Raw genomic sequence first — 26,598 nt, forward strand, 5'->3', positions numbered from 1 at the left:
GGTGCGGTGGCGCGGCCGTCGGGGACCGGCGCGGTGGTCCGGCCGCGCCGCCCGTTCACCGCTGCGTCAGGACGTAATCCACCTGGCCGAAGGTGATGTGGTCACCGGGGCCGACCGGCACCTCGCCCACCACCCGGCGGCCGTTGACGCAGGTCCCGTTGGTGGAGCCGAGGTCGCGCAGCAGCCAGCCGTTGCCCGCGCTGCGGAGTTCGGCGTGGGCACGGGAGACCGTGTCGTGGTTGAGGCGCAGGCCGACGCCCGGCGCCCGCCCTATGAGCAGCGGCAGCGGGCCCGGCTCGGGCAGCAGCAGCTTGGGCAGCCGCTCTCTGCGCCAGGCGCGGCGTACCCGGATGTGGAAGGCGGAGGCCCGGCCCACCATCCGCAGGAGGGTGCCCTGGACCTTGCCCCGGTCGGCCAAGTCGGCAGTGACCAGTTCGATTTCGGACTGCTGCTGGGCGGTGAGGACGAGTTCCAGTCGTCGCAGGAAGGTGTCCTGGGACAGCCGTCCCTGTGCCGCGCCGTCGCGCAGCAGATCAAGAGCGCGTTCCCGGTCCGCATCCGACGGGCGCGCGGGGCGCGCGGGGAACTCGAGCGAAGTCATAGCGTGATTCTCCGGCCACCACGACCCGCTGTCCAGGCGGTGTTGGGCGCGGGGACATTGCAGGTGGGCGCGGGGACGGTGCAGGTCGGTCGGCAGGCGGTGCAGGTCGGTGCGGCGGACCGTGCAGGTCGGTGCGGCGGACCGTGCAGGTGCACGCACGGCTCGTAGTGACGGCCGGGGCGGATGGTACGAGAGCCCGTGTCGCCGCGAGGGGCGGCCGGGCGGCGTGGGGGCATGCTTTCTCCGTCGGGACCGGAGCGAACGAAGGAGGACGGCCGTGCTGTTCGAGGTGTGGGCTCCGAAGGCCGGGCAGGTCGCTCTCCAGTGGGCGGGTGACCGGGCCGGTGAGCCGGACGTCCCGCTGGAGCGCGACGCCGGACGCGCGGGCTGGTGGCGTACCGAGACACCGGCCGGCGACGGGGACCGGTACGGCTTCCGGCTCGACGGCGGGCCGCCGCTGCCCGATCCGCGGGCCGCGCGGCTGCCGGACGGCCCCGGCGGCCCGGCCGCGGTCGTCGAGCACGACCGGTTCGGGTGGCGGCATCCGTGGCCCGGCCGCCCGCTGCCGGGCGCGGCCCTCTACGAGCTGCACATCGGGACGTACACCCCCGAGGGCACCTTCGACGCCGCGGCCACGCGGCTGCGCCACCTCGCCGACCTGGGCATCACCCATATCTCCCTGATGCCGGTCTGCCCGTTCCCCGGCAGCCACGGATGGGGCTACGACGGGGTCGCGCCCTGGGCGGTGCACGAACCGTACGGCGGACCGGACGGGTTCAAGCGGTTCGTGGACGCGGCGCACGGCCACGGGCTGGGGGTGGTGCTCGACGTGGTGCACAACCACCTCGGCCCGTCCGGCAATCATCTCCCGGAGTTCGGGCCGTACTTCACCGACACCCATCACACGCCGTGGGGCGCCGCGGTCAACCTCGACGCCCCCGGCAGCGACGAGGTGCGCGCCTACCTCCTGGGCTGCGCGCTCTCCTGGCTGCGTGACTACCGGCTCGACGGGCTGCGGCTGGACGCCGTCCATGCGCTGCACGACGACGGCACCCCGCACTTCCTGGCCGCGCTGTCCGCCGCCGTCGACGCGCTGGCCGGGCAGCTGCGGCGCCCGCTGTTCCTCGTCGCCGAATCCGATCTGAACGATCCGCGCACCACCGCTCCACGGGCCGACGGCGGGCACGGCCTGCACGCCCAGTGGAACGACGACTTCCACCACGCCCTGCACAGCGCGCTCACCGGCGAATCCCAGGGCTATTACGCCGACTTCGCGCGCGCCCCGCTCGCCGCCCTCGCCAAGACGCTCACCGGCGGCTTCTTCCACGACGGGACGTACTCCAGCTTCCGCGGCAGGGTGCACGGAGCGCCCCTCGACCTGCGGGTGACGCCCGCATACCGGCTGCTCGCCTACGCCCAGACGCACGATCAGATCGGCAACCGTGCGCTCGGCGACCGGCTCGCGGCCGGGCTCTCCCCGGGGCTGCTCGCCTGCGCGGCCGCCCTGGTGCTGTGCGCGCCGTTCACTCCGATGCTGTTCATGGGCGAGGAGTGGGGCGCGACCACCCCGTGGCAGTACTTCACCGCTCACCCGGATCCGGAGCTGGCGGAGGCGGTACGCGCCGGGCGCCGTCGCGAGTTCGCCGCGTACGACTGGGCCGGCCACGCCGAGGAGTGGCCGGATCCGCAGGACCCCGCGACCCGCGACCGCTGCGTCCTTGACTGGAGCGAACCCTCCGTGGAGCCGCACACCGCACTGCTGGCCTGGCACCGTACGCTGCTGGCGCTGCGCCATGAGCTGCCGCCGTTGACCGACCCCGATCCACGCCACACCGCCGTCCACTACGACGAGCGGGCCCGCTGGCTCCTGCTGCGGCGCGGACCGCTACGGGTGGCGGTCAATCTCGCGCGGGAGACCACGGCGGCCATTCCGCTCACCGGGGACGGCGCGGACGGGGGCGGCGCGGGCAGCGGGGGCGGCCCGGGCAGCGGGGGCGGAGGCACGGAGGGCAACGGCTCGCCCGGCACCGCCGCGCTGCAGGCACTGGCGGGCTGGCCCGGTGCCCGGCTCCCCGGGGCGGACGGTGTGCTGCGGCTTCCCCCGGAGTCGGTGGTGGTGCTCGGGCCTTAGGCGCGGTCGCCGGACCTCAGTCACCGGGCCCCGGTCGCCGGGTCTCAGTCACCGGCCCGGGTCGCCGGACCTCAGTCGCCGGGCCCCGGTCGGCGGACCTCAGTGTGAGAACTCCGAGACGAACGTCGCGCAGAAGGCCTCCAGATCGGCCGGCTTCCGGCTGGTGATCAGGGTGTTCGGTCCGCTGGTGCAGATCTGGACCTGTTCGTCGACCCAGGTGGCGCCCGCGTTGCGGAGGTCGGTGCGCAGGCTCGGCCAGGAGGTCAGCGTGCGGCCGCGCACCACATCGGCCTCGATGAGCGTCCACGGTGCGTGGCAGATGGCGGCCACCGGCTTCCCGGCGTCGAAGAACGCCTTGATGAACGCCACGGCCCGCTCGTCGAGGCGCAGGGCGTCCGGGTTGGCCACGCCGCCGGGCAGCACCAGTCCGTCGAAGTCCGCCGCGGTCGCCTCGTCCACCGTCAGGTCGACGGGGAAGGTGTCCGCCTTGTCCAGGTGGTGGAACGCCTGCACCTTTCCCGCGCGGGTGGAGACCAGCGTCGGGCCGCCGCTCGCGTCGGTCACCGCCTGCCACGGCCGGGTCAGCTCGACCTGTTCGGTGCCCTCGGTAGCCACCAGAAAAGCCGCCTGCATACTGCGCTCACGTCCCTCCGTCGATCGGTCCGGGAGGTGAGGAGGAGCCCCACTCCCCCACCTCTCGACCATAACGGGCGACGGCGCGTGGACTCATCCGCAGAGCCCGTCGGCGCTCCGGAACCCGTCCGCCGGGGCCCCCATCACCAGCCCGCCCCGCTCGCCCGCTCGCCCCTGCTCGCCCGATCGCCCGATCGCCCGAGGCCTCCGTCCACGCCCGACCGCCCTTCCCCGCCCGCGCGTCAGCCCACGCCCGATCGTCCATTCCCCCCGCAGTTGATGGACACTGTGTCCATGCCCCTGCATCTCTCCGATCTGCTGGCCCGGCCCGATCTCCGCCTGTCGGTCACCTACGACATGCCGGCGCAGCAGCTGGCCCGCACCATCGAAGCGGCGACGGTCTCGGATCTGCCGACGCCGGGGAAGTGGCTGCAGGGTGGCGAACTCCTCATGACCATCGGCCTGTTGCTGCCGATGGAGCCGGCCGCCTGCCGGGCGTACGTCCGGGACGCGGCCGAGGGCGGGGCGGCCTGTCTGGCGCTCGGGCTGGGGCAGGGACTGCCGTACCAGGAGGCGCCGGAACCACTGGTGCGAGCGGCCGAGGAGGCCGGTCTGCCGCTGCTGACGGTGCCCGACGAGGTGCCGTTCATCGCCGTCACCAAGGCGGTCTTCGACGCACGGGCCGACGAACAGCGCGCACTGCTGCAGCGGGCGTTCGCCACCCAGCGCCGGCTGACCGCCGCGGCGACCGGTGACGGGCTGCGGCCGATGCTGGCGGAGTGGGCGGCCGCCACCGGCGTGGGCGCGGCGGTGCTCGACCCGCTCGGGCGGCTGCTCGCCACCAGCGAGCGCGAGCCGCGGCCCCTGCCGGCGCAGGCACACGAGCTGCTGGACCGGGTCGCCGCACGCGGACTGCGCGGCAGCGCGTCCAGCACGGCCGCGGGGCAGCAGCTGGAGGTGCAGCCGCTGGGCGCGCGACGGTTGCGCGGACTGCTGCTGCTCACCGGCCGGCCGGACGACGCCGCCCGTGCGGTCGTACCGGGCCTGGTCTCGCTGCTCTCCCTGGAGCTGGAGCGCCGCCATCTCCGCGATGAGCCGGAGCGCCGCCGCCGGTCGGCGCTGCTGTCCGAGCTGCTGGCCGACGAGGATCCGTCCGCAGAGCGGGCCCGGGACATGCTGCGCTCGGTGGGGCTGACGGCCGAGCGGGTGCGGGGGGTCGTGGTGGCGGCGGAGGACGCCCCGGGGGGCCGTACGGCAGCGCGCGCCGCGTCAGCCGCAACCGGAAGCGGAAGCGGAACCGCAACGGGAAGAAGCGGAGCCGGAACGGGAAGCGGAAACGGAAACGGAACGGGAAGCGGAAACGGTTCGACGACCGGGACCGTACGCACGGACGAAACCGAGTCCGCGGACGGAACCGGGCCCGCGGACGGAACCCGGTCCGCGGACGGAACCCGGTCCGCGGACGGCGCCGCGCAGGAGATGGCCGCCGATCTGGCGCTGGCGGTGCCCGGCGGCCTGGTCAGGGTCGTGGACGGGGCGCCGGGCGCGGTCATCGAGGCGGTGGTGGGTGAGGAGCTGGACATCCGCGGAGTGCTCGCCCGCTTCGCCCCGCGCCGCCCGGCCGGGATCGGCCCGGTCACCGCCCCCGAAGCGGTCCGGGTGTCGCTGCGCCAGGCGGCCGGGCTGCTCGCCGTCAGCAGGGCGGGCAACGAGCCCGCGGAGGCCCGGCAGAGCCAGGCCAGCCGCCTGCTGCTCGACCTGGGCGACCGCAGTACGCTGCACGGCTACGCCGACACCGTGCTCGGCCCGCTCGACCTCGCGGACCACGGCGAGGAACTGATCGCCACCCTGGCGGCCTGGCTGGAGACCGGCGGCGCGTGGGACGCCACCAGCCGGCGGCTCGGCGTCCACCGGCACACCGTGCGCAACCGGCTCGACAAGGCCATGGACCTCACCAGCCGCCGCCTCGACGACCCCGACGACCGCTTCGACCTCTGGCTGGCCACCCGCATCCGCCGCGGCGGCGCCCCGTCCGGCGCGTCCGGCGGGTCCGGCGGGTCCGGCGGGTCCGGCGGGTCCGGCGGCCGGCCCGCTCCCCCACCGCCAGGCCGGTGACGCGGAGCCCCGCCGCCCGGGCCGCACTTCACTCTCTCCGCCGTACCGTCTTTACTTCGGGGGTGACCTACGAGATCCGCACCCTCCCGCCCGGCGCCACCGGCCCCGCCCCCGCACCCGCTCCCGGCTCCTCCCAAAGGGGCGGCCACCGCGGCTCGCTGGTGGCCGTCAGCGATCTGCACGTCCGCTACCAGGAGAACCGCGACATCGTCGAGGGCTTAAGACCGGAGTCCGACGACGACTGGCTGCTGGTCGCCGGCGACGTCGGCGAGTACGTCTCCGACATCCGCTGGGCGCTCACCCTGCTCAGCAGCAGGTTCGCCAAGGTGATCTGGGTGCCCGGCAATCACGAGCTGTGGACGCCGGAGCACGACCCGGTGCAGCTGCGCGGCGTCGCGCGCTACGAGCACCTGGTGGAGATCTGCCGTGAGTTGGGCGTCCTCACCCCCGAGGACCCGTATCCGGTCTGGGAGGGTGCCGGCGGCCCGGCCGTCATCGCACCGCTCTTCCTCCTCTACGACTACACCTTCCGGCGGCCGGGCACGGCGTCCAAGGAAGCGGCCCTCGCACAGGCGGTGGAGGCCGGAGTGGTCTGCACCGACGAGCACTTCCTGCACCCCGACCCGTATCCGACGCGGGAGGCGTGGTGCCAAGCCCGGGTGGCCGCCACCGAGGCCAGGCTCGCCGCCCTGCCACCGGAGATGCCCACGGTGCTCGTCAACCACTGGCCGGTGGTGCGCGAGCCCACCGACCCGCTGTGGTACCCGGATTTCGCGCTGTGGTGCGGCACCGAGGCGACCGCCGACTGGCCGCGCCGGTTCCGTGCCGCCACGGTGGTCTACGGCCACCTCCACATCCCGCGGCTGCTGGTCTGCGACGGCGTACCTCATCAGGAGGTGTCGCTCGGCTATCCGCGGGAGTGGCAGCGCCGCTCCCGCGCACCGGGCCGGCCGGTCCGGATCCTGCCCGCGCCCGCCCCCGCCACCGCCACAACCACCGGGACCCCCGCGTGATCGACAAACTGCTGCCGGCCCCGGTCGTGACCGCCGAGGCCTTTGACGACGCCCCGGTCTCCGAGATGTATCCCGAGGAGTGGGCGCTGGTGTCCGGCGCCGTGCCCAAGCGCCAGAAGGAGTTCGGCACCGTACGCCGCTGCGCCCGCAGCGCACTGTCCGAACTGGGCATTGCCCCCGCTCCCCTGCTCCCCGGCCCCAAGCGGGAGCCGCTGTGGCCGGCGGGCATCGTGGGCGCCATGACGCATTGCGCCGGCTACCGCGCCGCCGCCGTGGCGCGCTCCGCGGACGTACGGACCGTCGGCCTGGACGCCGAACCCCATCTGCCCCTGGACGATCCCGGCGTGATCGACCTCATCACCCTGCCCGAGGAACGCACCCAGCTGCGACGGCTGGCCGGCGCACAGCCCGAAGTCTGCTGGGAACGCCTGGTGTTCAGCGCGAAGGAGTCCGTCTACAAGGCGTGGTACCCCCTCACCCACCGCTGGCTCGGCTTCGAGGACGCCCTCCTCGCCCTCGACCCGTCGAACGCCACCTTCACCGCCCAACTCCTCGTCCCCGGCCCGGTGATCGACGGCACCGAGCTGACCGCCTTCAGCGGCCGGTGGCTCATCGGGTCCGGGCTGGTGGTGACGGCGATCGTGGAAATGATGTGACGGCGCAGCCGCCGGGGGGCCGGTCGTCGCCCGCGGCCCATCCGGTGCCGAACGAGGCACCGGCGGCCGGATACCCGCCCTGCTTGCGGTATTTTTCATGGCCCGTCAGGACGTTGAAGGGTCATTAGCCCACTCATGCAAGAGCACTGCGACACCACCGGTGGGACAGCACCCTCCGATACCGAGCTGGTCCGGCGCATCCGTGCGGCATCCCTGTCCGGCGGCCGGGTGGCGGACACTCCGTTCGGCACACGGGCTCCGGACGGCACGGCCCGGACGGGCCAGATAGCCCTCAATGAGTTCCACCAACGGCACTACGCGGCCGTGCTGGCCTACGCCCGTGACTGCTGCCGCTCGTCCCAGGCCGCGGCGGATCTGGCGAAGGAGGCCATCAACCACGTCCTGCACTCCCCCGCCCCGGAAGAGGGGGCCGATCCGCCCTGGCGGGCCGCCCTGCTCGCGGCGGTACGCCATACCGCCGACGCCTGGCACCACACGGCCCGGAACACCGAGCTGCGTGACGACTTCGCGTCCTGGCTGGCCGCCCAGCCGGCGGAAGGCCCCGGCCCCGCTGACGGCGCCCGGCCGTCCGGCGCCGGCGGCGCGCCCGCGGCGGGCATGAGCTTCTCGGGGACGGTCTCGCCCGACGCGCCGGACAAGCCCCGGCGGGCGTGGTTCTCACCGGCGCGGATCACCGTGCTCGCAGTCGCCGTGGCCGTCCTGGCCGGCGTCGCCATATCCGTCGGCCCACTGCTCGGCACGGAGCGCGACGATGCCGCGGCCGGGCACCGCGACCGGTCGGACCACTCTTCGGCCCCCGCCACGGACCGGCCGCCGTCCGCCAGGAGTTCCGCGACCGCTTCCCGTTCGCCGTCGGGCTCCCCGTCCCCCACGCACAGCAAGAAGCCGAAGCACCCGAGCGCCCGGCCCTCGTCGCCGGCGAAGCCGTCGCACTCGCCCCGCCCCACCCCCACGGACAAACCGCCGGCCGGCCACGAAGTGCCGCTGGGCACCCGGCCGTGGAGCTCCCAGAAATACAGCTTCGCGCCGTTCAGGCCGGACAGCAGCATCGACGGACATCCCCTCACCATCCAGGGAGCCACCTACTCCCAGGGACTGGGCGCGCACGCCTACGACGAGGTCACCTACGACCTCGGCGGCTCCTGCTCCGCCCTCACCGTGGACGTCGGCATCGACGACGAGGTGGGCGCGAACGGCTCCGTGGTCTTCCAGGTCTACCGGGACGGCACCAAGGTCGCCGACAGCGGTCTGATGACGGTCGACCAGCCCGCGAAGCACCTCACCGCAGATCTTTCCGGCGGCAGCCAACTGCGTCTCGTGGTCACCGACGGCGGCAACGGCAACGACTCCGACCACGCCGACTGGGGCGGTCCCGAGCTCACCTGCAGGTGAGCCGGTCGGCTCCGGCTACCGCCGTGCCAGGTCTCAGCCTTCGTCCGGAACCAGCCGCAGCGAGATCGAGTTGATGCAGTACCGCTGGTCGGTGGGGGTCGGGTACCCCTCGCCCTCGAAGACATGGCCCAGGTGGGAGCCGCACTTCGCGCAGCGGACTTCCGTGCGGACCATGCCGTGGGTGCGGTCCTCGATGAGTTCGACGGCGTCGGACTCCTTGGGGTCGTAGAAGGACGGCCAGCCGCAGTGGCTCTCGAATTTGGTGTCGGAGCGGAAGAGCTCGGTGCCGCAGGCGCGGCAGGAGTAGACGCCCTCGGTCTTGGTGTCGGTGTACTCACCGACGAAGGCGGGCTCGGTGCCGGCCTGGCGGAGCACCTGGTACTCGGCGGGGGTCAGCTCGGCGCGCCACTGCTCGTCGGGCTTGTCGATCTCGTACGGCATCTGGGATCCTCCTCAGCTCAGCTGCCCAGGCGGGACAGGATGGCGGGGCCGAGGTCGGTCACATCGCCCGCGCCCATGGTGAGAACAAGGTCACCGGGCTTCGCCATTCCTGCGATGACCTCCGGGACGGCGGCCTGGTCGCTCTCGGGGGTGACGTCGGCGCCGGCGGTGCGCGCGGCGTCGATGATCAGGGCGCTGGTGATGCCCGGGATCGGGTCCTCGCGGGCCGGGTAGATGTCCAGGACGACGGAGGCGTCGGCCAGGGCGAGCGCCTGGCCCATCTCGGTGCCCAGCTCCTGGGTGCGGGAGAAGAGATGCGGCTGGAAGACGACCAGCACCCGGGAGCCGTCGGCGGCGCCGCGGATGGCCTCCAGGTCGGCGGTCATCTCCGTGGGGTGGTGGGCGTAGGAGTCGATGACCTGGACGCCGGCCGCCTCGCCCTTGAGCTGGAGGCGGCGCTTGACGCCGGTGTACTTGCCGAGCGCGGAGGCGAGGTTGTGCGGCGCAAGGCCCAGGGCGACGCCGGCGGCCAGGGCGGCGACGGCGTTGTGGGCGTAGTGGCGGCCCGGGACGGAGACGGTGAAGGTGAGGATCTTGCCGCTGGTGAGGGTGACGGTGACATCGCTGGTCATTCCGCGGGGGTTGACCTTGAGGATGCGGACGTCGGCGTCCGGGGACTCGCCGTAGGTGACGACCTCGATGTCGTAGCGGCCGGAGATCCGCTCGCTCAGCTCGCGGGCGCCTGGGTGGTCGGCGGCGATGACCAGGGTGCCGCCGGGGCGGATGCGGCCGACGAACGCCTCGAAGGACTCGTAGATCTCTTCCATCGAGGCGTAATTGGCGTGGTGGTCGAGCTCCACGTTGAGGATGATCGCGACCTCGGGGGCGTACTTGTGGAAGCTGCGGTCGCTTTCGTCGGCCTCGGCGACGAAGATCTCGCCGGAGCCGTGCTCGGCGTTGGAGCCCGGGGCGTCCAGGTCGCCGCCGATGGCGTAGGACGGCTTGAGGCCGAGGGCGCCGAGGGAGACGGCGAGCATGGAGGTCGTGGTCGTCTTGCCGTGGGTGCCGGCGACGGCGATGGGGCGCAGGCCGTCCATGAGGGAGGCGAGCGCGTCGGAACGGTGGACCACCGGGATGCCGCGCTCATGGGCGGCGGCCAGCTCGGGGTTGTCCTGGCGGATCGCGGAGGAGACGACGACGCTGGTGGCGTCCGCGGCCAGGTGCCCGGCGGCGTGGCCGATGTGGACCGTGGCGCCGAGGGAGCGCAGGGCCTGGGCGGTCGCGGAGTCCTTCGCGTCGCTGCCGGCCACCTGGGCGCCGCGCTGCGCGAGGATCTTGGCGATGCCCGACATGCCGGCTCCGCCGATGCCGATGAAGTGCGGCCGGTCCATCGAGGCTGGGATGGCGGGTGCCATGGGTGGGTCTCCCTGATCGTCGATCATCGCGAGCGGTGGTGCGGTGGTGCGGTGGTGCGGTGGTGCGGTCGTTCTGCCGTGTGCGGTCGTGAGCTGCCGGTTGCTTCGTGTGCTGTCGATGATTCTCGCACCCGGCACCGGCAGTGCCGGTCCATGGACCCCGGCCGGGTGCGAGATCCGGCCCGGCGCGCGGCGTTCAGCGGCGGATCAGGCCCCGGGCGGTGGCGGCGGCGACCGCGGAGGTGCGGGAGTCCACCCCCAGCTTGGCGTAAATGTGGACGAGGTGGGACTTGACGGTCGCCTGGCTGAGAAAGAGCTGCTTGCTGATCGCCGCGTTCGGCAGACCGTCGGCGACGAGCTGGAGGACCTCGGTCTCCCGGCGGGAGAGCGCGGTGGCGGGGGTCCGCATCCGGTCCATGAGGCGCAGCGCGACGGTGGGGGCGAGTGCGGACTTCCCGGCAGCGGCGGTGCGGACCGCGGCCGCCAGTTCCTCCGGAGGGGCGTCCTTGAGGAGGTAGCCGGTGGCGCCGGCCTCGATGGCGGCGAGGATGTCGACGTCGGTGTCGTACGTGGTCAGGACGAGGACGCGCGGGGCACCGGGTCGGGCGGTGATCTCCGCGGTGGCCCGGGAGCCGAGCATCCGGCCGCCGAACTGCAGGTCCATGAGGACCACGTCGGCCGCGAGCCGCGCGGCGAGGTCGACCGCCCGCTCGGCGGTCGGGACGTCGGCGACGATCTCGAAGTCGTCCTCGGTCTCCAGGACGGCTCGCAGCCCGGCGCGTACGACGGGGTGGTCGTCGGCGAGCAGCAGCCGGATGGGGGTGTCCGTCGCGGTCACGGGGCGGCCTCCACGGTGGCGCCGGGCGGGGCGGCGGGACAGGGCAGGGTGACGGCGACCGCCGTGCCCTCTCCGGGGGCGGACTCCACGACGAGGGTGCCTCGGAGGGCGCGGGCCCGGGCGCGCATCGCGGCAAGGCCGAAGCCGCTGCCGTCCGCCGCCGCGGAGCCCGGGACGGGCACGTCGGCGGGGACAAACCCCGCGCCGTCGTCCACGACGTCCAGCGCGACCTCGGTCTCCATGTAGCTGAGGGTCAGCTCGGCCCGTCCGGCACCGGCGTGCCGCACGGTGTTGGCGAGCGCGGACTGGGCGATGCGCAGCAGGGCGACCTCGTGCGTGGTGGGGAGCGCGGTGGGCGTGCCGGAGACCTGGCAGTGCACGGCGAGCGGGGAGGTACGGGCCGTGGTGGCGCACAGCCTTTCCAGGGCGGCGGGCAGGGATTGGGCCTCCAGGTCGGGCGGGCTCAGCGCACGGACGAAGCGGCGCGCCTCGGCGAGGTTGCCGGTGGCGGTGGTGCGGGCCTGCCGGACATGGCCGAGGGCGGTGCCGGGCTGCCGCGGCAGGGCGCGCTCGGCGGCCCGCAGCAGCAACTGGATGCTGGACAGGCCCTGGGCGAGGGTGTCGTGGATTTCGCGGGCCAGCCGCTCGCGTTCGGCGAGCACCCCGGCGGCGTGTTCCGCGGCGGCCAGTTCACTGCGGGCCGCGGTGAGCTCCTCGATGAGGCGGCGGCGCTGTTCGCTCTCCCGGTAGAGGGCCTCGTAACCGAGGACGACGGCGACGGCGACGGCGGCGCCCAGGGCGGGACCGAGCACCGTGCCGAGACTCAGGGTGTGGCTGTGGAGGCCGAATCCGGCGATGGCGGCGGCGGTGGTGGCCGCGACGGCGGCCAGCGCCGCGCGCAGCGGCAGCAGATGCAGCTGGACGAAGAACAGCGGGAAGGCCAGCCAGACACCGTCCGGGGTGAGGGCGAGCAGCACCAGCCACAGCAGTGCCACGGCGGCGAGCCAGAGGGCGGCGGCGGCGGTGGAGCCGCGCAGCCGGGGCAGCCGGGGGCCGAGGACGTACACGGCGCACAGCGCCGCCGCGGTGGCGGTCACCGCCGGGGCGTGCGGCGCGTGCCCGGCGAGGGCGCGTACGGCGGCGAGGGCGAGCAGCGCGGCCGTCATCAGGTGCAGACAGCTGCGCAGGACCCGCAGGACGGGGGTGAGGGAGTGGGCGGTCGCGGATTCTTCGGTCGCGGATTCTTCGGTCGCGGTTTCTTCGGTCACGGCCCCCTCAGGCTAGGCGCCCTCCCCACCTGCGGCATCAACCAAAGGGTTGATCGCGGGGCACGCCCTTCGATTTCGGCGGAGCAGTCCCCGGCGCGATGTCCGCGGCCCGCCCGGCACGCGACGGTGGGGGCCGATGCCGGGCAGTGGAGTCCGGCACCCGGATCCGAGGAGGGCATCGCCGGTGTTCGTCGCCTGGAGGGACCTGAGATACGCCAAGGGACGGTTCGCCCTGATGGGCACCGTCATCGTGCTGATCACGGTGCTGGTGGGGTTGCTGTCGGGCCTGACGGCGGGCCTGGGCCGGGAGAACACCTCGGCGATCACCGCGCTGCCCGCCGACCACCTGGTGTTCTCGGCGCCCGCCGACGGCAGGGACGTCGCCTTCACCGATTCGCGGCTGACGGAGCGGACCGTACGGGCCTGGGCGCGGGTGCCGGGCGTACGGCGCGCCGACCCGCTGGGGATCGCGACGACCAAGGCCGAGTCCGGCGGCCGGACCGCCGCGGTGTCGTTGTTCGGCGTGCGTCCGGGCTCGGGGGCGGCGCCGGCGCGGGTGGGTGACGGTGCGGTGGTGCTGTCCTCGAAGGCCGCCGCCTCGCTGGGAGTGCGGGCCGGGGGCACGCTGACGCTCGGCGGCCGCACGGTCCGGGTGGCGGCGGTGTCGGGCGCGGCGATGTACGCCCATACGCCGGTGGTCTGGACGTCGCTGGAGGACTGGCGGCGGCTGGTCCCCGGAGGGAACGGCGCATCGACGGGGAACGGCGCCTCCGCGGGAAACGCCGCACCCGACGGCGCCCTCGGAGCGACCGTCCTCGCCCTCTCGACCTCCGGCACCGCTGGTCTGGCGGCCGCCGACCGGGCACTCGGAACCAGGACCGTCGCCGCCGGCGACGCCCTGCAGGGCGTCGGCTCGTACGCCGCCGAGAACGGGTCCCTGCAGCTGATGCGCGGCTTTCTGTTCGCCATCTCCGCGCTGGTCATCGGGGCGTTCTTCACGGTGTGGACGATCCAGCGCGGCGGCGACGTCGCCGTGCTGAAGGCGCTGGGCGCCTCGACCCGCTCGCTGCTGCGGGACGCGCTCGGACAGGCCGTCGTGCTGCTGATGGCCGGGACCTCCCTGGGCAGCGCCGTGGTGGCCGCGGTGGGCGCCGGAATCGGCGGCACGGTGCCCTTTGTGCTCGCCCCGGCCACCGTGCTGACGCCCGCCCTGATCATGATCGCGCTGGGTGCCGCAGGCGCCGCGCTCGCCATCCGCCGCATCACGTCCGTGGACCCGCTGACCGCCCTGGGAAGTGCCCGATGAGCCTCGAACTGACCGATGTCACCCTCACCTACCCCGACGGCGACGCCCGGCTGACGGCGCTGGACGAGGTCTCGCTGACCGTCCCCGCCGGATGTCTGACCGCGGTGATCGGCCCGTCCGGATCCGGCAAGTCCAGCCTGCTCGCGGTCGCCGCCACGCTGATCCGGCCGGACCGCGGACGGGTGGTGATCGGCGGCACGGACACCGCGGGACTCGGCCGGGCCGCGCTGACGACGCTTCGCCGCACCGCCATCGGCACGGTCTTCCAGCAGCCCAGTCTGCTGCCGTCGCTGACCGCCGCCGAACAGCTGCAGGTGATGGCCCACCTGGACGGGCGCTCGTCACGGACGGCGCGGGCGCGAACGCGGGCACGGGAGCTGCTGTCGGCGGTCGGACTGGAGGGCCGGGCCGACCGGCGGCCGCATCAGCTGTCGGGCGGTCAGCGGCAGCGGGTCAATATCGCGCGGGCGCTGATGAACGAGCCAGCGGTGCTGCTGGTGGACGAGCCGACCAGCGCCCTGGACCACGAGCGGGGCGCCGCGGTGCTCGCGCTGCTGCGCACCCTCACCCGGCAGCGCGCCACCGCGACGGTGCTGGTCACCCACGACCCCGCCCATCTGGACGCGGCGGACACGGTCGCCGAGGTGCGGGACGGCCGGCTGTGCCCCCTGCCGGTCGCCCGCCCGTGACCGGGCGGGGCCGGGCGGGCGGGGCCGGGCGGGCGGGGCCGGGCGGGGCCGGGCGGGCGGGGCCGGGCGGACGGGACCGGGTCCGACGGGACCAGGCCCGACGGGGCCGGCGGACGCGGCGCGGCGCCCAGGGGCCGCTCAGCCTCCGGCGGTCCCCTGGGGCTGGTCGTCCGCCGCATGGGAGAACAGCTTGAGGACCGGGACACCGACCTTGTGGCGGGCGCGGGAGGCCCAGTCGCGGTGGAAGAACTCCTCCACGAAGTGCGGGGTGGTCAGCACGATCACCTCGTCCGCGCCGGTCTCCTCGACGACGGACCGCAGCAGGTCCAGCGGATGGTCCTCGACCACCTGCCCGACGGCCTGGGCGCCGGTGTCGCGCAGTGCCTGCAGCGTGTGGGCCAGGGCGAGCTCGGCGGGGGCCTCCGCCCGGGCGCCGCCCGGTTCCTCGCCCTCCCTTACGGCGTCGTCGAACTCACCGAGGGCCACGTCGTCGATGGCCCGTAGCAGAACATCCTGCTTGCCGCGAGGCTGCATGAGCACGACGAACGAGATCCGGTCATCGCCGTGCAGGGTGGTCACGAACTCCACATCGGCGGGCGCCAGTGGCTTCTCGATCATCAATACGCTCGTGAACACGACGGACGCCCTTCTTCTCTTCGGGGCGCCGCATGGCACGGAGCCCGACAGACATCATCCTGCCCCGTAGCCGTGCGGGACTGTTGGCTTTCAGTGTGCCCAACAGAAGCTAAGCGGAACAGATAGTTCCGCCGATTGTCACGACCGACGGTAGCGAGTGAAGAGGAACCCGCCCTCCTCCAGTACGGACGCCAGGGCGAACCGCTCCGGTACCGGAACGGCGGGGCCGTTCATGATCCTCGGCGCGTCACCCACGGCAACCACCGGAGCCAGCGACAGGCACAGCTCGTCCAGCGCGCCGGCCGCCGCGAACTGTCCCAGCAGCATCGGCCCGCCCTCCGTCAGCAGCCGGGTGTGGTCCCGTTCGGCCAGCACCCCGGCCACCCGGGCCGGATCGACGCCCTGCCCCTCACCGGCGAAAAGCACCTCGGCGCCCGCGGCGCGGGCCTTGGCCACCCGGTCCGCGGGCGCGCCCGCGCCGGTCAGCAGCAGGGTGGGGACCAGCGGCTCGGTGAACAGCGGCAGGGTGAAGTCCAGCGCGAGGCCGGCGGTCACCACGGCGATGGCGGGGGCCGGGCCCTGGCCGGCGGCGGCCCGGCGGGCGGCGAACGCCTCCCGGGCACGGGCCGGCCGGTAGCCCTCCTTCCGCACCGTCTCCGCGCCCACCACCACCGCATCCGCGAGGCCCCGCAGCACCCCGAAGATCCGCATATCGGCATCGCTGGAGAGCGGCTGCGAGCGGCCCTCGTGGTGGGCCGCGCCGTCCACGGAGGACACCATGTTCGCCCGCAGCCACCCGGTGCGCCCCGAGCGCACCGGGTCGTCCGCCGCCGGGTAGGCGTAGGCGTCGGCCAGCTCGTGCAGCGTCCAGGCACGGTCCGCGGGGTCGATCGCCCCCACCTCGGTGTTCTCGGCGGCAGGGGCCGGGGCGGACGGGGTGGGGAGAGGGAACAGGCGTCGCATGGCGGCAGTGTGACATGCCCCTCTCACCGGACCGGCGGCCCCCGCACAGGAGATAGGCTGGACGGCTGTGTCGCCTTCCCAGCACTCCTCCCCGCAGCCCGACCCGATAGCCGGACCGCCGGCCGACGGGGACGACGCGGCGCCCGCCGCGCTCACCGCCCGCGCCCCGCACGTCCCGGCCGACCGCCTGGTGGCCGAGATGGTGCCGCCGCCGCGCTTCCAGGGCGCCCGCTTCGACACCTACATCCCGGACCCGAAGCAGCCCAGCCAGGCCGAGGCCGTCCAGGTCCTGAGCGACTTCGCGGAGAGCATCGACGCCGGGCAGGCCGGCTCGGGCAAGCGGCGCTGGTTCGCCAGGAAGCCCGCGGCCCCCCGGGGCCCGCGCGGCGTCTACCTGGACGGCGGCTACGGCGTCGGCAAGACCCACCTGCTCGCTTCCCTGTGGCACGCCACCCCCGCCCCGGCCGAGCGCAAGGCCTTCGGCACCTTCGTCGAGCTGACCAACCTCGTCGGCGCGCTCGGCTTCCAGCAGACCGTCCGCACCCTCGGCGAGCACAAGCTGCTGTGCATCGACGAATTCGAGCTGGACGATCCCGGTGACACGGTCCTGGTCTCCACCCTGCTGGGCAAGCTGGTGGACGCCGGGGTGGCGCTGGCCGCCAGCTCCAACACCCTGCCCGGCAAGCTCGGCGAGGGCCGGTTCGCCGCGGCCGACTTCCTGCGGGAGATCCAGGGCCTCAGCGCCCACTTCCGGCCGCTGCGGATCGACGGCGAGGACTACCGCCACCGCGGCCTGCCCGAGGCGCCCGCCCCGTACGACGACGAGACGGTCACCCGCACGGCGTACCGCACGCCCGGCGCCTCCCTCGACGACTTCCCCTCCCTGCTGGAGCACCTGTCGAAGGTGCACCCCAGCCGCTACGGCGCGATGTGCGACGGCATCGAGGCGGTCTGCCTCACCGACGTCCAGGCGGTGCCCGACCAGTCCACCGCGCTGCGTCTGGTCGTCCTCGCGGACCGGCTCTACGACCGTGAGGTGCCGGTACTGACCTCCGGCAAGGCCTTCGACGAGCTGTTCAGCGAGGAGATGCTGCGCGGCGGCTACCGCAAGAAGTACTTCCGGGCGATCTCCCGGCTGACGGCGCTGGCCCGCGACGCGGGCACCCTGGTGGCCGACGGCTCCCGGTAGACGCGCCCGCGGCAACACCCGGGCCGCCGCCTGGTTCCCGGCGGCCCGGCCCCGTGGTACACACGAGCGGGTCACGTCACCTGTCCGCCAACAGGGAGTTGCCCATGTCCGCGACACGACGTCAGATCCTGGCGAGAACCGGCGCGCTGGGGGCCGGAATCGCCTTCTCCGGAAACCTCACGGAGCTCTTCACGGGGACCGCGACCGCACAGAGCATGGGGCGGCGCGGCTACGGCCCGCTGGTCCCCGACCCGAACGGCCTGCTCGATCTCCCCCGGGGCTTTGGCTACCGGGTGCTGTCCCGGGAAGGCGACCCGCTGCGCTCCGGGGAGGGCAAGGTCCCCAGCAACTGCGACGGCATGGCCGCCTTTCCGGGTTCTCCCGGCTCTCCCGGCGCGCACGGTTCTCCCGGGCACCGCGGCGGCACGTTCCTCGTCCGCAACCACGAGAACCGTACGGGCTCGCGCCAGGCGGTCCCCAGGGTCCGGGAGCTGACGTACGACCCCGGTGGCGAGGGCGGCTGTACGGCCCTGGAACTCGGCCGGAACAACTCCGTCCGCTCGGAACGGGTCGCCATCGCCGGTACGTCCACCAACTGCGCGGGCGGCCCCACCCCTTGGCACACCTGGCTGACCTGCGAGGAGACCGAGCACCGGGCCGGTGAGGAGAACTACACCAAGGACCACGGCTTCATCTTCGAGGTCGATCCGTACGACCCGCGGCGCACCGGCGCGGTCCCGCTGACCGCGATGGGCCGCTTCCAGCACGAGGCGATCGCCGTCGACCCCGGCACCGGCACCGTCTACGAGACGGAGGACGCCTTCGACAAGCCGTTCGGCCTGTTCTACCGCTTTCTGCCCGAGAAGCCGAGGGGCGGCCGCGGTTCGCTCCGGGCCGGCGGCCGGCTCCAGGCGCTGCGGGTCCCCGGTGTGCCCGACCTCTCCACCGTCCAGCAGCCGGGCACCGCCTTCGACCACGTCACCTGGGTGGATGTGCCCGACCCGCTCGCCCGTCAGACCCCGATCCGCTTCCAGGACTTCGGCCCCGGCGGCATCACCCACGCCCAGAAGCTGGAGGGGTGCTACTGGGGCGGCTCCTGCGTCTACTTCGTCTCCAGCTTTGCGCACCGCGACGCCGGCTCGGCGGCCGACCACTACGGCCAGGTGTGGAAGTACGACCCGAGGAGGCGGCGGCTGACCCAGGTCGTCGTCTTCGGCCCGGACAGCGACCTCCAGTTGCCCGGCGAGTCCCCCGACAACATCTGCCTGGCGCCCAGCGGCGGCCTGATGGTCTGCGAGGACGGCGAGGGCGCCCAGCACGTCTTCGGCCTCACCCGGCGCGGCGAGGTCTATGCGATGGCGCGCGGCCGGCAGAACATCGGCACCCCGCAGAAGCCGGAGTGGGGTGAGTTCGCGGGGGTGACCTTCTCGCCCGACCACCGGACGATGTACGTCAATTGCTATACGCCGGGGACCACGTTCGCGGTGACCGGGCCCTGGCAGCACTGACGCTGCGAGGTGGTGGGGGGCGGGGGAGAACTCCGGGGCCCGGCCTTTTCACCCCGGTCGTCCCGGTCGTCCCGGTCGTCCCGCCCCCACGCTTCACCCGGCCGCTCGTCCCGGCGCCTCAACTCCGGCGGGAGTTGAGGGCGCAGGCGACGGCGGTGGCGGCGGCCGCGATCAGGGCAGCGGCGGCGAGCGGCAGCCACGGGGTGGTGACCGTGCCGTCGAGGGAGCCGGTGACCAGGCCCGAGACGGCGGCGTTGGCGGGCGAGGCCTCCAGCACGAGCAGCAGCAGGGCCGCGAGCATTCCCACCGGGATGCTCCAGCCGGTGCTGCGCAACACCGGCCGGTTGCTCAGCGCGCCGATCGCGGTACCCGCCAACAGGCATGCCAGCGCGGCGAGCAGTCCGGCGGCCGTCGCGGGCAGGACCGGGACGGGGATCCGGTGGCGGGCCGAGTGCGGGTCGGACAGCAGCACGACCAGTGCCGTGCCGGGGAGGGCGAGCAGCATCGCGGTACAGACCGCGGTCAGCACTCCGGCAAGGTGGGCCCGGCCGGGCCCGGCGGCCGCCACGGTGCAATTGCGGGCAGCCGGAGGCTCGTTGGTGACACAGACCCGGGTCAGCCATACAGCGACCGGCAGCAGACCGCCGGCGGCCCAGCCCAGCCCGTCGAGGATCGGGCGGCCGCTCTGGACGCCGATGGCCAGCCAGGCGGCGTAGAGGATCACCGGCGGCAGCCAGCGGTGCGAGCGGACGAGCAGCGCCGCCTGATAGCGGAGAAGAGCGGTCACGGGAGGGGAGCCTCGTCAGGTGCGGAAGCGGATGCGGGGGGCGGATGCAGGGGTGCACGCGGGGGCGGATGCCTGGGTGGACGCGGGGGCGGGTGCCTGGGCGTCGTCGCCAGGACCGTCCCCCGGCCCCGCCCCGGCGCTCGTGACCGAGCGGATGTGCCACGGCGGCCGTGCGGTGAGCAGGGCGCGCAGCAAGGCGTCGGAGTGGACGGCGGGGACCGTCAGCCGCGTCGTGCCGTCCGGCCGCGGAACGGTCTCCGTGCCACCGGGCAACCGCGGTGCTCCGGCGGGCGCGTGCTCCGGCCCGCCGGGCAGCGGCGCCCCCGGTGCGCCCTCGGCCTCGATGACCACTCTGGGGCCGGAAAAGGGCGCCTCGTCCCCTGCCGGGCCGCCCTCCTCGCGGGGCAGCAGCCGCCCGTCCGCGACGCGGTAGCGGGCGTCGGCCGCACCCGCCAGCCGCTGCGGGTCATGGTCGACGAAGACGACGGTACCGCCGCCCGCGACCCGTTCGGCGACCGCACGGCTGAGCACCTCCCGGGCGTCCTGGTCCAGGCCGGTCCAGGCCTCGTCCAGGACCAGGAGTTCGGGTTCGGCGAGCAACGCCTGGGCGACCGCGACCTTCTGGCTCGTCCCCTTGGACAGCTCGGCCAGCCGGGTGCGGGCATGCCCGGCCGCCCCGAACCGGGCGAGCCATTCGGTGCCACGGCGACCGGCTTCGGGGCCGCGCAGACCGTGGATGCGGCCGAGGTGGGTGAGGTAGTCGAGGGCGGTGAAGGGCAGCGTGGCCGGGAACCGTTCGGGCACATAGGCGCTGCGCGGGCGGCCGGTGATACGTCCGGCGCTGGGCCGGTCGATCCCGGCCAGCAGCCGCAGCAGGGTGGATTTCCCACTGCCGTTGGTCCCCTCGATGCGCAGCAGCGCACCCGCGGGCACCTCCAGTCGCACGTCCCGCAGCACCCAGGGGCCCCGCACCCCGTAACGCCGCCCCACCCCGTCCAGCCTCATACGTGTTGGCACCTCCACCGCCACCCGGCACTGCTATCGGTACGGCCACCCGGCGCTGTCACCCGGTACTGCTATCCGGCGCTGCCGCCCGGCGGCCTTGGCCCGCGCCGCCGTCCCCGACGGTAGCCGGATCGGCTTCCCGGTGCCCGCCTCAGGGCGTGGCGCGCCGCATACGGCAGGCAACGGGGCGCCGGGCAGGCGGCATTGGCGCGCCGCCGCGGTGTCCATCGGCCGGTCGGTGGGCACCGCCGGGCACAGGAGCAGGAGCAGGAGCAGGAGCAGGAGCAGGAGCAGGAAGAGGGAGGGGGAGGCGGGAGGCGGCCGACGTGACGACTGCCGGTGACGGAGGCCCTGTCAGTGGCGGCTGGCAGACTGGACACGTGACCAGCACAGAAAGCGCCAGCACAGCGAGCGGCGGCACAGAAAGCTCCGGCAGGGAGAGCACCGGCACAGAGACCGCCGGCACGGAAAGCGCCGCCCGGCCCGGCAACGACGCCTGCGGCGCCGTGCGCCGCGAAGAAACCGACCGCGAAGAAACCGACCGCGACGCACCACCGCAGTTCGTGCTGCCGCTCGTCGCGCGGATCGAGCGGGCCGAGCCGCCGGCGCGTACGGACGCACTGGAAACCGCGGCGCGGGCGGTGCTGGTGCTGCTGTCGGACGAGCGGTCGGCCGGGGACGGTGAGTGGGCCGCGGCGGTGCGGGACTGGCAGGACGCCCGGATCCGGAAGGTGGTGCGGCGGGCGCGCGGCGCGGAGTGGCGGCGGGCCGGGGCGCTGCCGGGCATCACGGTCACCGGCCACCGCGCCGAGGTGCGGGTCTTCCCGCCGGTGCCGCTGGACGGCTGGCCGAAGGATCTGGCGCGGCTGCAGGTCTCGGGCACGGAGCTGGACGACCCCCGGCCGCCCGGGGCACCCGTCGCCGGCGCCCCGGTGCTGTGGCTCAACTCCGCGCTGGGGATGTCGACGGGCAAGGAGATGGCGCAGGCCGGGCACGGTGCACAGCTGGCGTGGTGGGAGCTGTCCGGGGAAGAGCGGGCGGCCTGGCGCGCGGCGGGGTTCCCGCTGTCCGTACGGTACGCCCGGGGCGAGGACTGGCAGGAGCTGACCCGCAGCGGTCTGCCCGTGGTGACGGATGCCGGGTTCACGGAGATCGCCCCCGGGAAGACCGTGGTGGTCGAAGGCGGTGAGCGCTACTGCCCTCTCCCGCGCCTGCGGCAGCCGTAGACGGTCGGCTTCCTCGTCCCGGCACAGGAACGCCGGGGCACGCATCGGCAGGCCCTCGGTCGCCGTCACGCACGCCCTGGCCGCCCTGGCGGGCCGGTGCACTTGCTGCCCGGCCCGTGCGCACGACCACCACCTTTGGCCTCGCCCGGACCAGCCGGGCGGGACCCCGCTCGGACAGGTCCGAGACGCGGTCGCCTCCCGCGCGGACGGCCGCCCTGCCCCAGGAGGAGTGACGCGGAGATGCCCGTGGTGCCCGAGGGGCCCGGCCGGTCCGGCCGGTCCGTCCTGCTGAACGCACAGTGGCCGCTCGTCGCGGCAAACGAAGCCGACTGGCTGTACGACTTGGCCGGCGACGGAGTCAGCGGATTCATGCCGCCCCCCATGCCCGACGCGGTCTGGGTGCTGAACGCCATGTACGAACACGAGCAGGGCCCGGGTGGCGCCTCCTACGACGATCACCTCCGGGCCCTGGTCGCCGACGGGGCACTTGAGCCCGATCCGGTGGCCGGCATGGACCTCAACACCTTGGGGATCGCGACCGGGGGCGGTCTCGGCCGCGCCGCTCACCCGGGGGACGGCTGGCGGCGGCTGCGCTGGGCCGAGCTGGCGGAGCGAACCGGCGACCCGCTCGTGCCCGAAGGCCACCTGCCCTGCCTGCACTGTTTCCCCTCGGCGAAGAAGAACGGCAGCTGGCCGCTCGGCATCCGCCCGCCCACCGAAGGCAGCCTGGACCGCGAGACCTACGACCGGCTGATCGAGATCCTGATCGAGCAGAGCCCCGCGGGCCCGGACACCTCCTGCCTGGCCTACTACACCCCGCTCATGCTCCACTGCGACTTCGACGGCCTGCACGTACGCGCAGGCCGCCTCAGCGACGCCAAAGCCCTCCACGACAACGCCGAAGCCGACTTCAGCCCGTCCAACCTCTGGGCCGCCGACCGCTCCTGGGTCACCTGCACCGACTACGACCTGTGGGCCACCAAGATCGCAGGACCGGCACCGCTGATCGAAGCCCTCCTCGACGACTCGTACATCGAAGCAATCCGCCTGCCGGAACGCGGCTGAACCAGAACCCGGGGAGGGCATGTCTGCGCGGGCACGGGCGCTTCGAGCGGTGCTTGCGGCAGGCGGAACTGTTGGCCCGACTCCTCATGGGTAGGGGATGCTGCACGCGTGACGGAGCGAGAGGCCGCGGTTCATCTCGTCGAGGAAGAGCTGGACCGCGAGCATCAGAAGTGGTCGGCCTTGGGCGTGGACCCGGTGCGCACGGCAGTGCTGCACGTAGCGGAACACGAGCTGGTCTGGAAGGTCTACTGGCAGTCCGAGGAGTACGCGCGTACGCGGAACCCCTCGGCCATGCTGATCGGCCACGGGCCGTACCTGGTGGACCGCATCGACGGAGGGCTGCACCAGATCGGGGCCCTCGCCGAGAGCAGCGGGAAGTGGGAAGCGGACTACCGCGCCCGTATCCGGGGGATGGGCGTCCCCACCGCGGTGGACGATCTGCACGACGAGCTGCGCGAGACCGCCGCCACCCGAGGACGCGTGCAGGCCGTGCGCGCCCTGCGGCAGAGACTGGCGATGCTCTCTCCGGGACAAGCGCTCGACTACGTCAACGCCTTGCTCGGCGGCGAAGCCCCGCCCGGGCTCGTCGCCCTTGCGGTCGGGGAACTCGTGCCCCCGTCGACCCGGTATTCGCCGTGCGGACCCTCCGCCGGGGAGGACTTCACCGCGCCGCCTGACTCCCGGAACTGCCTGACTCCCGCAGCTGACTTCTCCCCCGGGAAAGCCGGAGAAGCGCGCCCTGCCGGTGCCCTCCGGCTCCGAGGGCCGGAGGGACACCGGCGTCGCGGGCCGGGCGGTGTGTCAGGTGGTGACGGTGGCGACGGGGTCGAGACCGTAGGTACGGGCGTAGCCCCCCTCCCCTTGCCGCTGGTGACCATCGGCATGGCATGGCACCCCCGCCATGCAGCCGACGGAGCCCACCACTGGCTCAGCGACGCCGTCCGCCGGACTCTTCACGCACCCGGGAGCCGGGCCACGTGACGCGGCAGGGCCCCGCCGGCTGCGGGACGGCGGCGGCCGGACAGGGGCAAGGGTCCCGGTGGCCGCGGGGAACCCTGCAGCGGGAGCGCCCGCCCGGGGGCGGCGTGGGCAGGAACAGGCCACCGGCGGGCCCTGCACACCCGGGTACGGCGGGGCCGCCACCCGCGCCGTACCCGGGGCCGCGACCCCACTGCGCCGGGGCCACGACCGATCCTGCACCCTTGTGGAGGAAGCTCAAATCAACCTCTGAACTCGTCCGCTGCAGGGTTCGCTCCGTCCCGCCGCGGCCATGAGTACCGAGACCACGGAGCGAGAGGGGGAGCCATGGAGCGCTTGGGGACGGGAATCGGCTGGCGGCCGGAAATCGCCGCGGAGATTGCGGAACTGCCCGGGGTGGACTGGGTCGAGGTGGTGGCGGAGAACCTCTGCCCCGGCCATCTTCCGTACGCCCTGCAGGAGTTGCGCGAGCGCGGCACCACCGTCATCCCGCACGGTGTCTCACTCGGCCTCGGCGGCGCCGACCGCCCGGACGCCGGCCGGCTGACCGCGCTCGCCGAACGCGCCGAGGCGCTGGACGCGCCGATGGTCACCGAGCACATCGCCTTTGTGCGGGCCGGCGGACCGCTGACCGCCTCCCCGCGGATGGAGGCCGGGCATCTGCTGCCCGTACCGCGCACCCGTGACGCACTGGACGTGCTCTGCGAGAACGTACGCATCGCCCAGGACGTCCTGCCGGTGCCGCTGGCGCTGGAGAACATCGCCGCCCTCGTCAACTGGCCGGGCGAGGAGCTGACCGAGGGGCAGTTCCTGGCCGAGCTCGTCGAGCGGACCGGGGTGCGGCTGCTGATCGATGTCGCCAATCTCCACACGAACCACATCAACCGGGGCGAGGACCCGGCACTCGCCCTGGACGAGCTGCCGCTCGATGCCCTCGCCTACGTCCATGTCGCGGGCGGTGTGGAGCGGGACGGGGTGTGGCACGACAGCCATGCGCACCCGGTGACCCGGCCCGTGCTGGACGTCCTTGCCGAGCTGTGTGCCCGGACCACCCCGCCCGGTGTCCTGCTGGAGCGGGACGAGGACTTCCCCGAGGGCGCGGAGCTGGCCGGTGAACTCGATGCGATACGCACCGTGCTGAAGGAGGCCCGTCATGCCCGGGCGGCTTGAACTGGTACCGGAGAGCGCGCCGGGCGACGGCGCGGGGGCCGGCGCAGGCGGCAGCAGGGACGGCGGCAGCGGCACGGGCACCGAAGCGGCGCGGCAGCAACTGGCGCTGGCGCAGACCGCGCTGCTGTCCGCGCTGGTCGCCGGGACGCCGGCCCCTGAGGGCTTCGACCGGGTGCGGCTGCAGGTGCAGAGCCGGGCGCTGACGGCCAAGCGGGCAGCGGTGGTCGCCAAGGTCGCGCCCGAGCTGCCGGAAATCCTCGGCGCGGACTACCGGGCCGCGTTCGTCGGTTATGCGCGGCACCGCCCCATGAGCGGCGGCTACCGCCAGGACGCCCTGGACTTCGCGGCGCACCTGCTGGCCCAGGGGCGCCCCCAGGACCCGGCCGCGCGGCAGCAGTTGACGCGCTGGTGGCGGGACCGCGCGGGCCCCAAGCCGCCGTCCGCCCGGCCGGTGGCCCGGCTGGTGCGGGCCGTGCGGCGCGCCCTGGGCCGGAGCACGACGTGAGGGGGTTCGCCTCCTGGGTCTTCCTGGAGACCGGTGTCGCGTCGTTGGTGCTGCTCATCGGCGCGGCCTCGGTGCGGCTGCGGACGCCGTCCGCCCGGCGCGGGGACGCCGTGGTCCACGAGGTGTGGGAGACGGCGTTCCTCGCCGGCGGCCCCGGGCGGGTGGTGGACGCCGCGATCGCCGGGATGCACGAGGACGGCCGGCTCGCCGTGGGCGGCCCGGGAGTGGTGACCGTGCGCCAGGCCTTCGCCCGCGACGCGGTCGAGGCGGCCGTACTGGACGCGGTCTTCCGGACGCCCGGCGGTGCGCTGTCGGTGCTGCGCGCCACGGCGAGGCGCAGCCCGGCGGTCCAAGGCGTCGGCGACCGGCTGGCGGGCCGTGGTCTGCTGCGCCGTCCGGAGCTCGGCCGGCCGTGGCGCCGGTTGGCGAGCGCCCAGATGACCGCCTGCGGGGTGCTCTTCTTCGCCGTGGTGCTGCTGTCCTTCGCCGGGAACGGAGCGGACGGCCCCCCGCCGGCTGTCCGGGCGCTCCCCGCGCTGATCGGTGGACTCGTCGTGGCGTCGCTGTGCAGGAAGGCGTTCACCCGCCGGATCACCAAGGCGGGGGCCTTCGCCCTGCGCCGTGCGAGGGCGGCCCTGCCCCGAGGGGGCGGCGCGGCCGGGGCCTGGCTGCCCGCCGCGCCGGCGGTGGCACTCGGCGGTACGGCGCTGATCGCGGACGAGCTGCTGCGCCGGCAGTTCGAGGAGGCGCACCGTGCCACGGCCGCCGCAGCGGGCAGCGGATCCGGGTCGTCCGGCGGTTCCTCGTGCGGGGACGGCGGGGGCGGCTCGGGGAGCGACGGCGGCTCCTGGTGCGGCTCTGCTGACGGCGGCTCCGGGTCGGGCTGCGGCAGTTCGTCCTGCGGGGGCGGCTCGTCGTGCGGGGGCGGTTCGAGCTGTGGCGGCGGATCCAGCTGCGGGGGCGGCGGCTGCGGCGGTGGTGGCTGAGGGCCCCGCGACTGCCGCCGAGGTCCCGGGGACCGCTGCTGGGGTCCCCGGGACCGCTGCT

General features: G+C 74.1%; 23 protein-coding genes and 1 pseudogene. 14 read left to right on the forward strand and 10 right to left on the reverse strand.

The genetic code is table 11. The features are described 5' to 3' along the window. Positions 1-55: 55 nt before the first annotated feature. Positions 56-601, reverse strand: a complete 546-nt coding sequence (locus tag ACGFR7_RS33630; protein ID WP_088800562.1) for a DUF1707 and FHA domain-containing protein — start codon at positions 599-601, stop codon at positions 56-58. Between the two features lie 277 nt (positions 602-878). Between ACGFR7_RS33630 and treZ the strand changes: the two genes are divergently transcribed. Next, complete coding sequence (gene treZ, locus ACGFR7_RS33635; RefSeq protein ID WP_393326674.1) at positions 879-2,732, forward strand: malto-oligosyltrehalose trehalohydrolase; 1,854 nt, start codon at positions 879-881, stop codon at positions 2,730-2,732. 99 nt (positions 2,733-2,831) lie between these two features. Here treZ and ACGFR7_RS33640 read toward each other — a convergent pair whose 3' ends face one another. Then, a complete protein-coding gene (locus tag ACGFR7_RS33640; RefSeq protein ID WP_393326677.1) occupies positions 2,832-3,365 on the reverse strand; it encodes a type 1 glutamine amidotransferase domain-containing protein in 534 nt (177 codons plus the stop codon). 294 nt (positions 3,366-3,659) lie between these two features. Between ACGFR7_RS33640 and ACGFR7_RS33645 the strand changes: the two genes are divergently transcribed. The 4 genes from ACGFR7_RS33645 to ACGFR7_RS33660 all read left to right on the forward strand — a co-directional run bounded on the left by ACGFR7_RS33645 (position 3,660) and on the right by ACGFR7_RS33660 (position 8,562). Next, a complete protein-coding gene (locus ACGFR7_RS33645) occupies positions 3,660-5,480 on the forward strand; it encodes a PucR family transcriptional regulator (protein ID WP_393326680.1) in 1,821 nt (606 codons plus the stop codon). Positions 5,481-5,542: 62 nt separating this feature from the next. Next, complete coding sequence (locus tag ACGFR7_RS33650) at positions 5,543-6,493, forward strand: metallophosphoesterase family protein (protein ID WP_393326683.1); 951 nt, start codon at positions 5,543-5,545, stop codon at positions 6,491-6,493. Then, positions 6,490-7,149 carry a 4'-phosphopantetheinyl transferase gene (locus tag ACGFR7_RS33655; RefSeq protein ID WP_393326686.1) on the forward strand — a complete coding sequence of 220 codons (660 nt, stop codon included), beginning with the start codon at positions 6,490-6,492 and terminating at the stop codon, positions 7,147-7,149. The genes ACGFR7_RS33650 and ACGFR7_RS33655 overlap by 4 nt, the downstream gene beginning before the upstream one ends. A 135-nt stretch (positions 7,150-7,284) precedes the next feature. Beyond that, positions 7,285-8,562: an NPCBM/NEW2 domain-containing protein gene (locus ACGFR7_RS33660; RefSeq protein ID WP_393326688.1), complete on the forward strand. Its 1,278-nt coding sequence runs from the start codon at positions 7,285-7,287 to the stop codon at positions 8,560-8,562. 33 nt (positions 8,563-8,595) lie between these two features. Here ACGFR7_RS33660 and msrB read toward each other — a convergent pair whose 3' ends face one another. The 4 genes from msrB to ACGFR7_RS33680 all read right to left on the reverse strand — a co-directional run bounded on the left by msrB (position 8,596) and on the right by ACGFR7_RS33680 (position 12,422). Then, positions 8,596-9,003 carry a peptide-methionine (R)-S-oxide reductase MsrB gene (gene msrB / locus ACGFR7_RS33665; protein ID WP_393326691.1) on the reverse strand — a complete coding sequence of 136 codons (408 nt, stop codon included), beginning with the start codon at positions 9,001-9,003 and terminating at the stop codon, positions 8,596-8,598. A gap of 17 nt (positions 9,004-9,020) precedes the next feature. Continuing rightward, positions 9,021-10,418: a UDP-N-acetylmuramate--L-alanine ligase gene (gene murC, locus ACGFR7_RS33670; RefSeq protein WP_393326694.1), complete on the reverse strand. Its 1,398-nt coding sequence runs from the start codon at positions 10,416-10,418 to the stop codon at positions 9,021-9,023. A gap of 196 nt (positions 10,419-10,614) precedes the next feature. Then, complete coding sequence (locus ACGFR7_RS33675; RefSeq protein ID WP_393326697.1) at positions 10,615-11,256, reverse strand: response regulator; 642 nt, start codon at positions 11,254-11,256, stop codon at positions 10,615-10,617. After that, positions 11,253-12,422: a sensor histidine kinase gene (locus tag ACGFR7_RS33680; RefSeq protein ID WP_393326761.1), complete on the reverse strand. Its 1,170-nt coding sequence runs from the start codon at positions 12,420-12,422 to the stop codon at positions 11,253-11,255. The genes ACGFR7_RS33675 and ACGFR7_RS33680 overlap by 4 nt, the downstream gene beginning before the upstream one ends. 286 nt (positions 12,423-12,708) lie before the next feature. Here ACGFR7_RS33680 and ACGFR7_RS33685 point away from each other — a divergent pair, with 286 nt between their 5' ends. Both ACGFR7_RS33685 and ACGFR7_RS33690 read left to right on the forward strand, forming a co-directional pair. Further along, a complete protein-coding gene (locus ACGFR7_RS33685; protein WP_393326700.1) occupies positions 12,709-13,830 on the forward strand; it encodes an FtsX-like permease family protein in 1,122 nt (373 codons plus the stop codon). Then, positions 13,827-14,519 carry an ABC transporter ATP-binding protein gene (locus ACGFR7_RS33690; RefSeq protein WP_393326703.1) on the forward strand — a complete coding sequence of 231 codons (693 nt, stop codon included), beginning with the start codon at positions 13,827-13,829 and terminating at the stop codon, positions 14,517-14,519. The genes ACGFR7_RS33685 and ACGFR7_RS33690 overlap by 4 nt, the downstream gene beginning before the upstream one ends. Before the next feature lie 138 nt (positions 14,520-14,657). Here ACGFR7_RS33690 and ACGFR7_RS33695 read toward each other — a convergent pair whose 3' ends face one another. Together ACGFR7_RS33695 and ACGFR7_RS33700 are read right to left on the reverse strand one after the other, a co-directional pair. Next, positions 14,658-15,155 carry an indole-3-glycerol phosphate synthase gene (locus tag ACGFR7_RS33695; protein WP_393326705.1) on the reverse strand — a complete coding sequence of 166 codons (498 nt, stop codon included), beginning with the start codon at positions 15,153-15,155 and terminating at the stop codon, positions 14,658-14,660. A gap of 138 nt (positions 15,156-15,293) precedes the next feature. Further along, positions 15,294-16,118, reverse strand: coding sequence for a dihydrofolate reductase family protein (locus ACGFR7_RS33700; protein WP_393326708.1), 825 nt, complete (start codon positions 16,116-16,118; stop codon positions 15,294-15,296). A 67-nt stretch (positions 16,119-16,185) separates the two neighbouring features. On the opposite strand from ACGFR7_RS33700, the gene zapE reads away from it, so the two are divergent. Then, entirely contained in the window at positions 16,186-17,307 is a 1,122-nt protein-coding gene (gene zapE / locus ACGFR7_RS33705) for a cell division protein ZapE (RefSeq protein WP_393326711.1), read from the forward strand. A gap of 104 nt (positions 17,308-17,411) precedes the next feature. Continuing rightward, on the forward strand, positions 17,412-18,815 hold the full coding sequence (locus tag ACGFR7_RS33710; protein WP_393326714.1) for an alkaline phosphatase PhoX: 1,404 nt from the start codon (positions 17,412-17,414) through the stop codon (positions 18,813-18,815). Between the two features lie 118 nt (positions 18,816-18,933). Here ACGFR7_RS33710 and ACGFR7_RS33715 read toward each other — a convergent pair whose 3' ends face one another. Both ACGFR7_RS33715 and ACGFR7_RS33720 read right to left on the reverse strand, forming a co-directional pair. Next, positions 18,934-19,602 carry an ABC transporter gene (locus ACGFR7_RS33715; RefSeq protein WP_393326716.1) on the reverse strand — a complete coding sequence of 223 codons (669 nt, stop codon included), beginning with the start codon at positions 19,600-19,602 and terminating at the stop codon, positions 18,934-18,936. Positions 19,603-19,617: 15 nt separating this feature from the next. Beyond that, the gene (locus tag ACGFR7_RS33720) at positions 19,618-20,607 is read right to left on the reverse strand and encodes an ATP-binding cassette domain-containing protein (protein WP_393326719.1); all 990 of its coding nucleotides are present in this window, start codon (positions 20,605-20,607) and stop codon (positions 19,618-19,620) included. 506 nt (positions 20,608-21,113) lie between these two features. Here ACGFR7_RS33720 and ACGFR7_RS33725 point away from each other — a divergent pair. The 5 genes and pseudogenes from ACGFR7_RS33725 to ACGFR7_RS33745 all read left to right on the forward strand — a co-directional run bounded on the left by ACGFR7_RS33725 (position 21,114) and on the right by ACGFR7_RS33745 (position 26,537). Beyond that, positions 21,114-21,833, forward strand: a complete 720-nt coding sequence (locus ACGFR7_RS33725; RefSeq protein ID WP_393326764.1) for a peptidyl-tRNA hydrolase — start codon at positions 21,114-21,116, stop codon at positions 21,831-21,833. A gap of 240 nt (positions 21,834-22,073) precedes the next feature. Then, positions 22,074-22,898 (forward strand): hypothetical protein, encoded by an 825-nt coding sequence (locus tag ACGFR7_RS33730; protein WP_393326722.1) that lies wholly within the window; start codon positions 22,074-22,076, stop codon positions 22,896-22,898. A 108-nt stretch (positions 22,899-23,006) separates the two neighbouring features. Beyond that, the gene (locus ACGFR7_RS33735) at positions 23,007-23,879 is read left to right on the forward strand and encodes a YrhB domain-containing protein (protein ID WP_393326725.1); all 873 of its coding nucleotides are present in this window, start codon (positions 23,007-23,009) and stop codon (positions 23,877-23,879) included. Positions 23,880-24,203: 324 nt separating this feature from the next. Beyond that, a pseudogene (locus ACGFR7_RS33740) lies at positions 24,204-25,551 on the forward strand (DUF692 domain-containing protein). Further along, positions 25,548-26,537: a TIGR04222 domain-containing membrane protein gene (locus ACGFR7_RS33745; protein WP_393326728.1), complete on the forward strand. Its 990-nt coding sequence runs from the start codon at positions 25,548-25,550 to the stop codon at positions 26,535-26,537. Before ACGFR7_RS33740 ends, ACGFR7_RS33745 begins: the two are co-directional and overlap by 4 nt. Positions 26,538-26,598: the final 61 nt, after the last annotated feature.

Origin of the sequence: Streptomyces sp. NPDC048516 (assembly GCF_043199875.1) — a bacterium.
Classification (GTDB): domain Bacteria; phylum Actinomycetota; class Actinomycetes; order Streptomycetales; family Streptomycetaceae; genus Streptomyces.

Excerpts from the sequence above, each read along its gene's own strand:
- ACGFR7_RS33630 (WP_088800562.1), bottom strand. The coding sequence starts at position 601 with ATGACTTCGCTCGAGTTCCCCGCGCGCCCCGCGCGCCCGTCGGATGCG.
- ACGFR7_RS33640 (WP_393326677.1), bottom strand. The coding sequence starts at position 3,365 with ATGCAGGCGGCTTTTCTGGTGGCTACCGAGGGCACCGAACAGGTCGAG.
- ACGFR7_RS33645 (WP_393326680.1), top strand. The coding sequence starts at position 3,660 with ATGCCCCTGCATCTCTCCGATCTGCTGGCCCGGCCCGATCTCCGCCTG.
- ACGFR7_RS33660 (WP_393326688.1), top strand. The coding sequence starts at position 7,285 with ATGCAAGAGCACTGCGACACCACCGGTGGGACAGCACCCTCCGATACC.
- msrB (WP_393326691.1), bottom strand. The coding sequence starts at position 9,003 with ATGCCGTACGAGATCGACAAGCCCGACGAGCAGTGGCGCGCCGAGCTG.
- murC (WP_393326694.1), bottom strand. The coding sequence starts at position 10,418 with ATGGCACCCGCCATCCCAGCCTCGATGGACCGGCCGCACTTCATCGGC.
- ACGFR7_RS33680 (WP_393326761.1), bottom strand. The coding sequence starts at position 12,422 with ATGACGGCCGCGCTGCTCGCCCTCGCCGCCGTACGCGCCCTCGCCGGG.
- ACGFR7_RS33690 (WP_393326703.1), top strand. The coding sequence starts at position 13,827 with ATGAGCCTCGAACTGACCGATGTCACCCTCACCTACCCCGACGGCGAC.
- ACGFR7_RS33700 (WP_393326708.1), bottom strand. The coding sequence starts at position 16,118 with ATGCGACGCCTGTTCCCTCTCCCCACCCCGTCCGCCCCGGCCCCTGCC.
- ACGFR7_RS33710 (WP_393326714.1), top strand. The coding sequence starts at position 17,412 with ATGTCCGCGACACGACGTCAGATCCTGGCGAGAACCGGCGCGCTGGGG.
- ACGFR7_RS33720 (WP_393326719.1), bottom strand. The coding sequence starts at position 20,607 with ATGAGGCTGGACGGGGTGGGGCGGCGTTACGGGGTGCGGGGCCCCTGG.
- ACGFR7_RS33730 (WP_393326722.1), top strand. The coding sequence starts at position 22,074 with ATGCCCGTGGTGCCCGAGGGGCCCGGCCGGTCCGGCCGGTCCGTCCTG.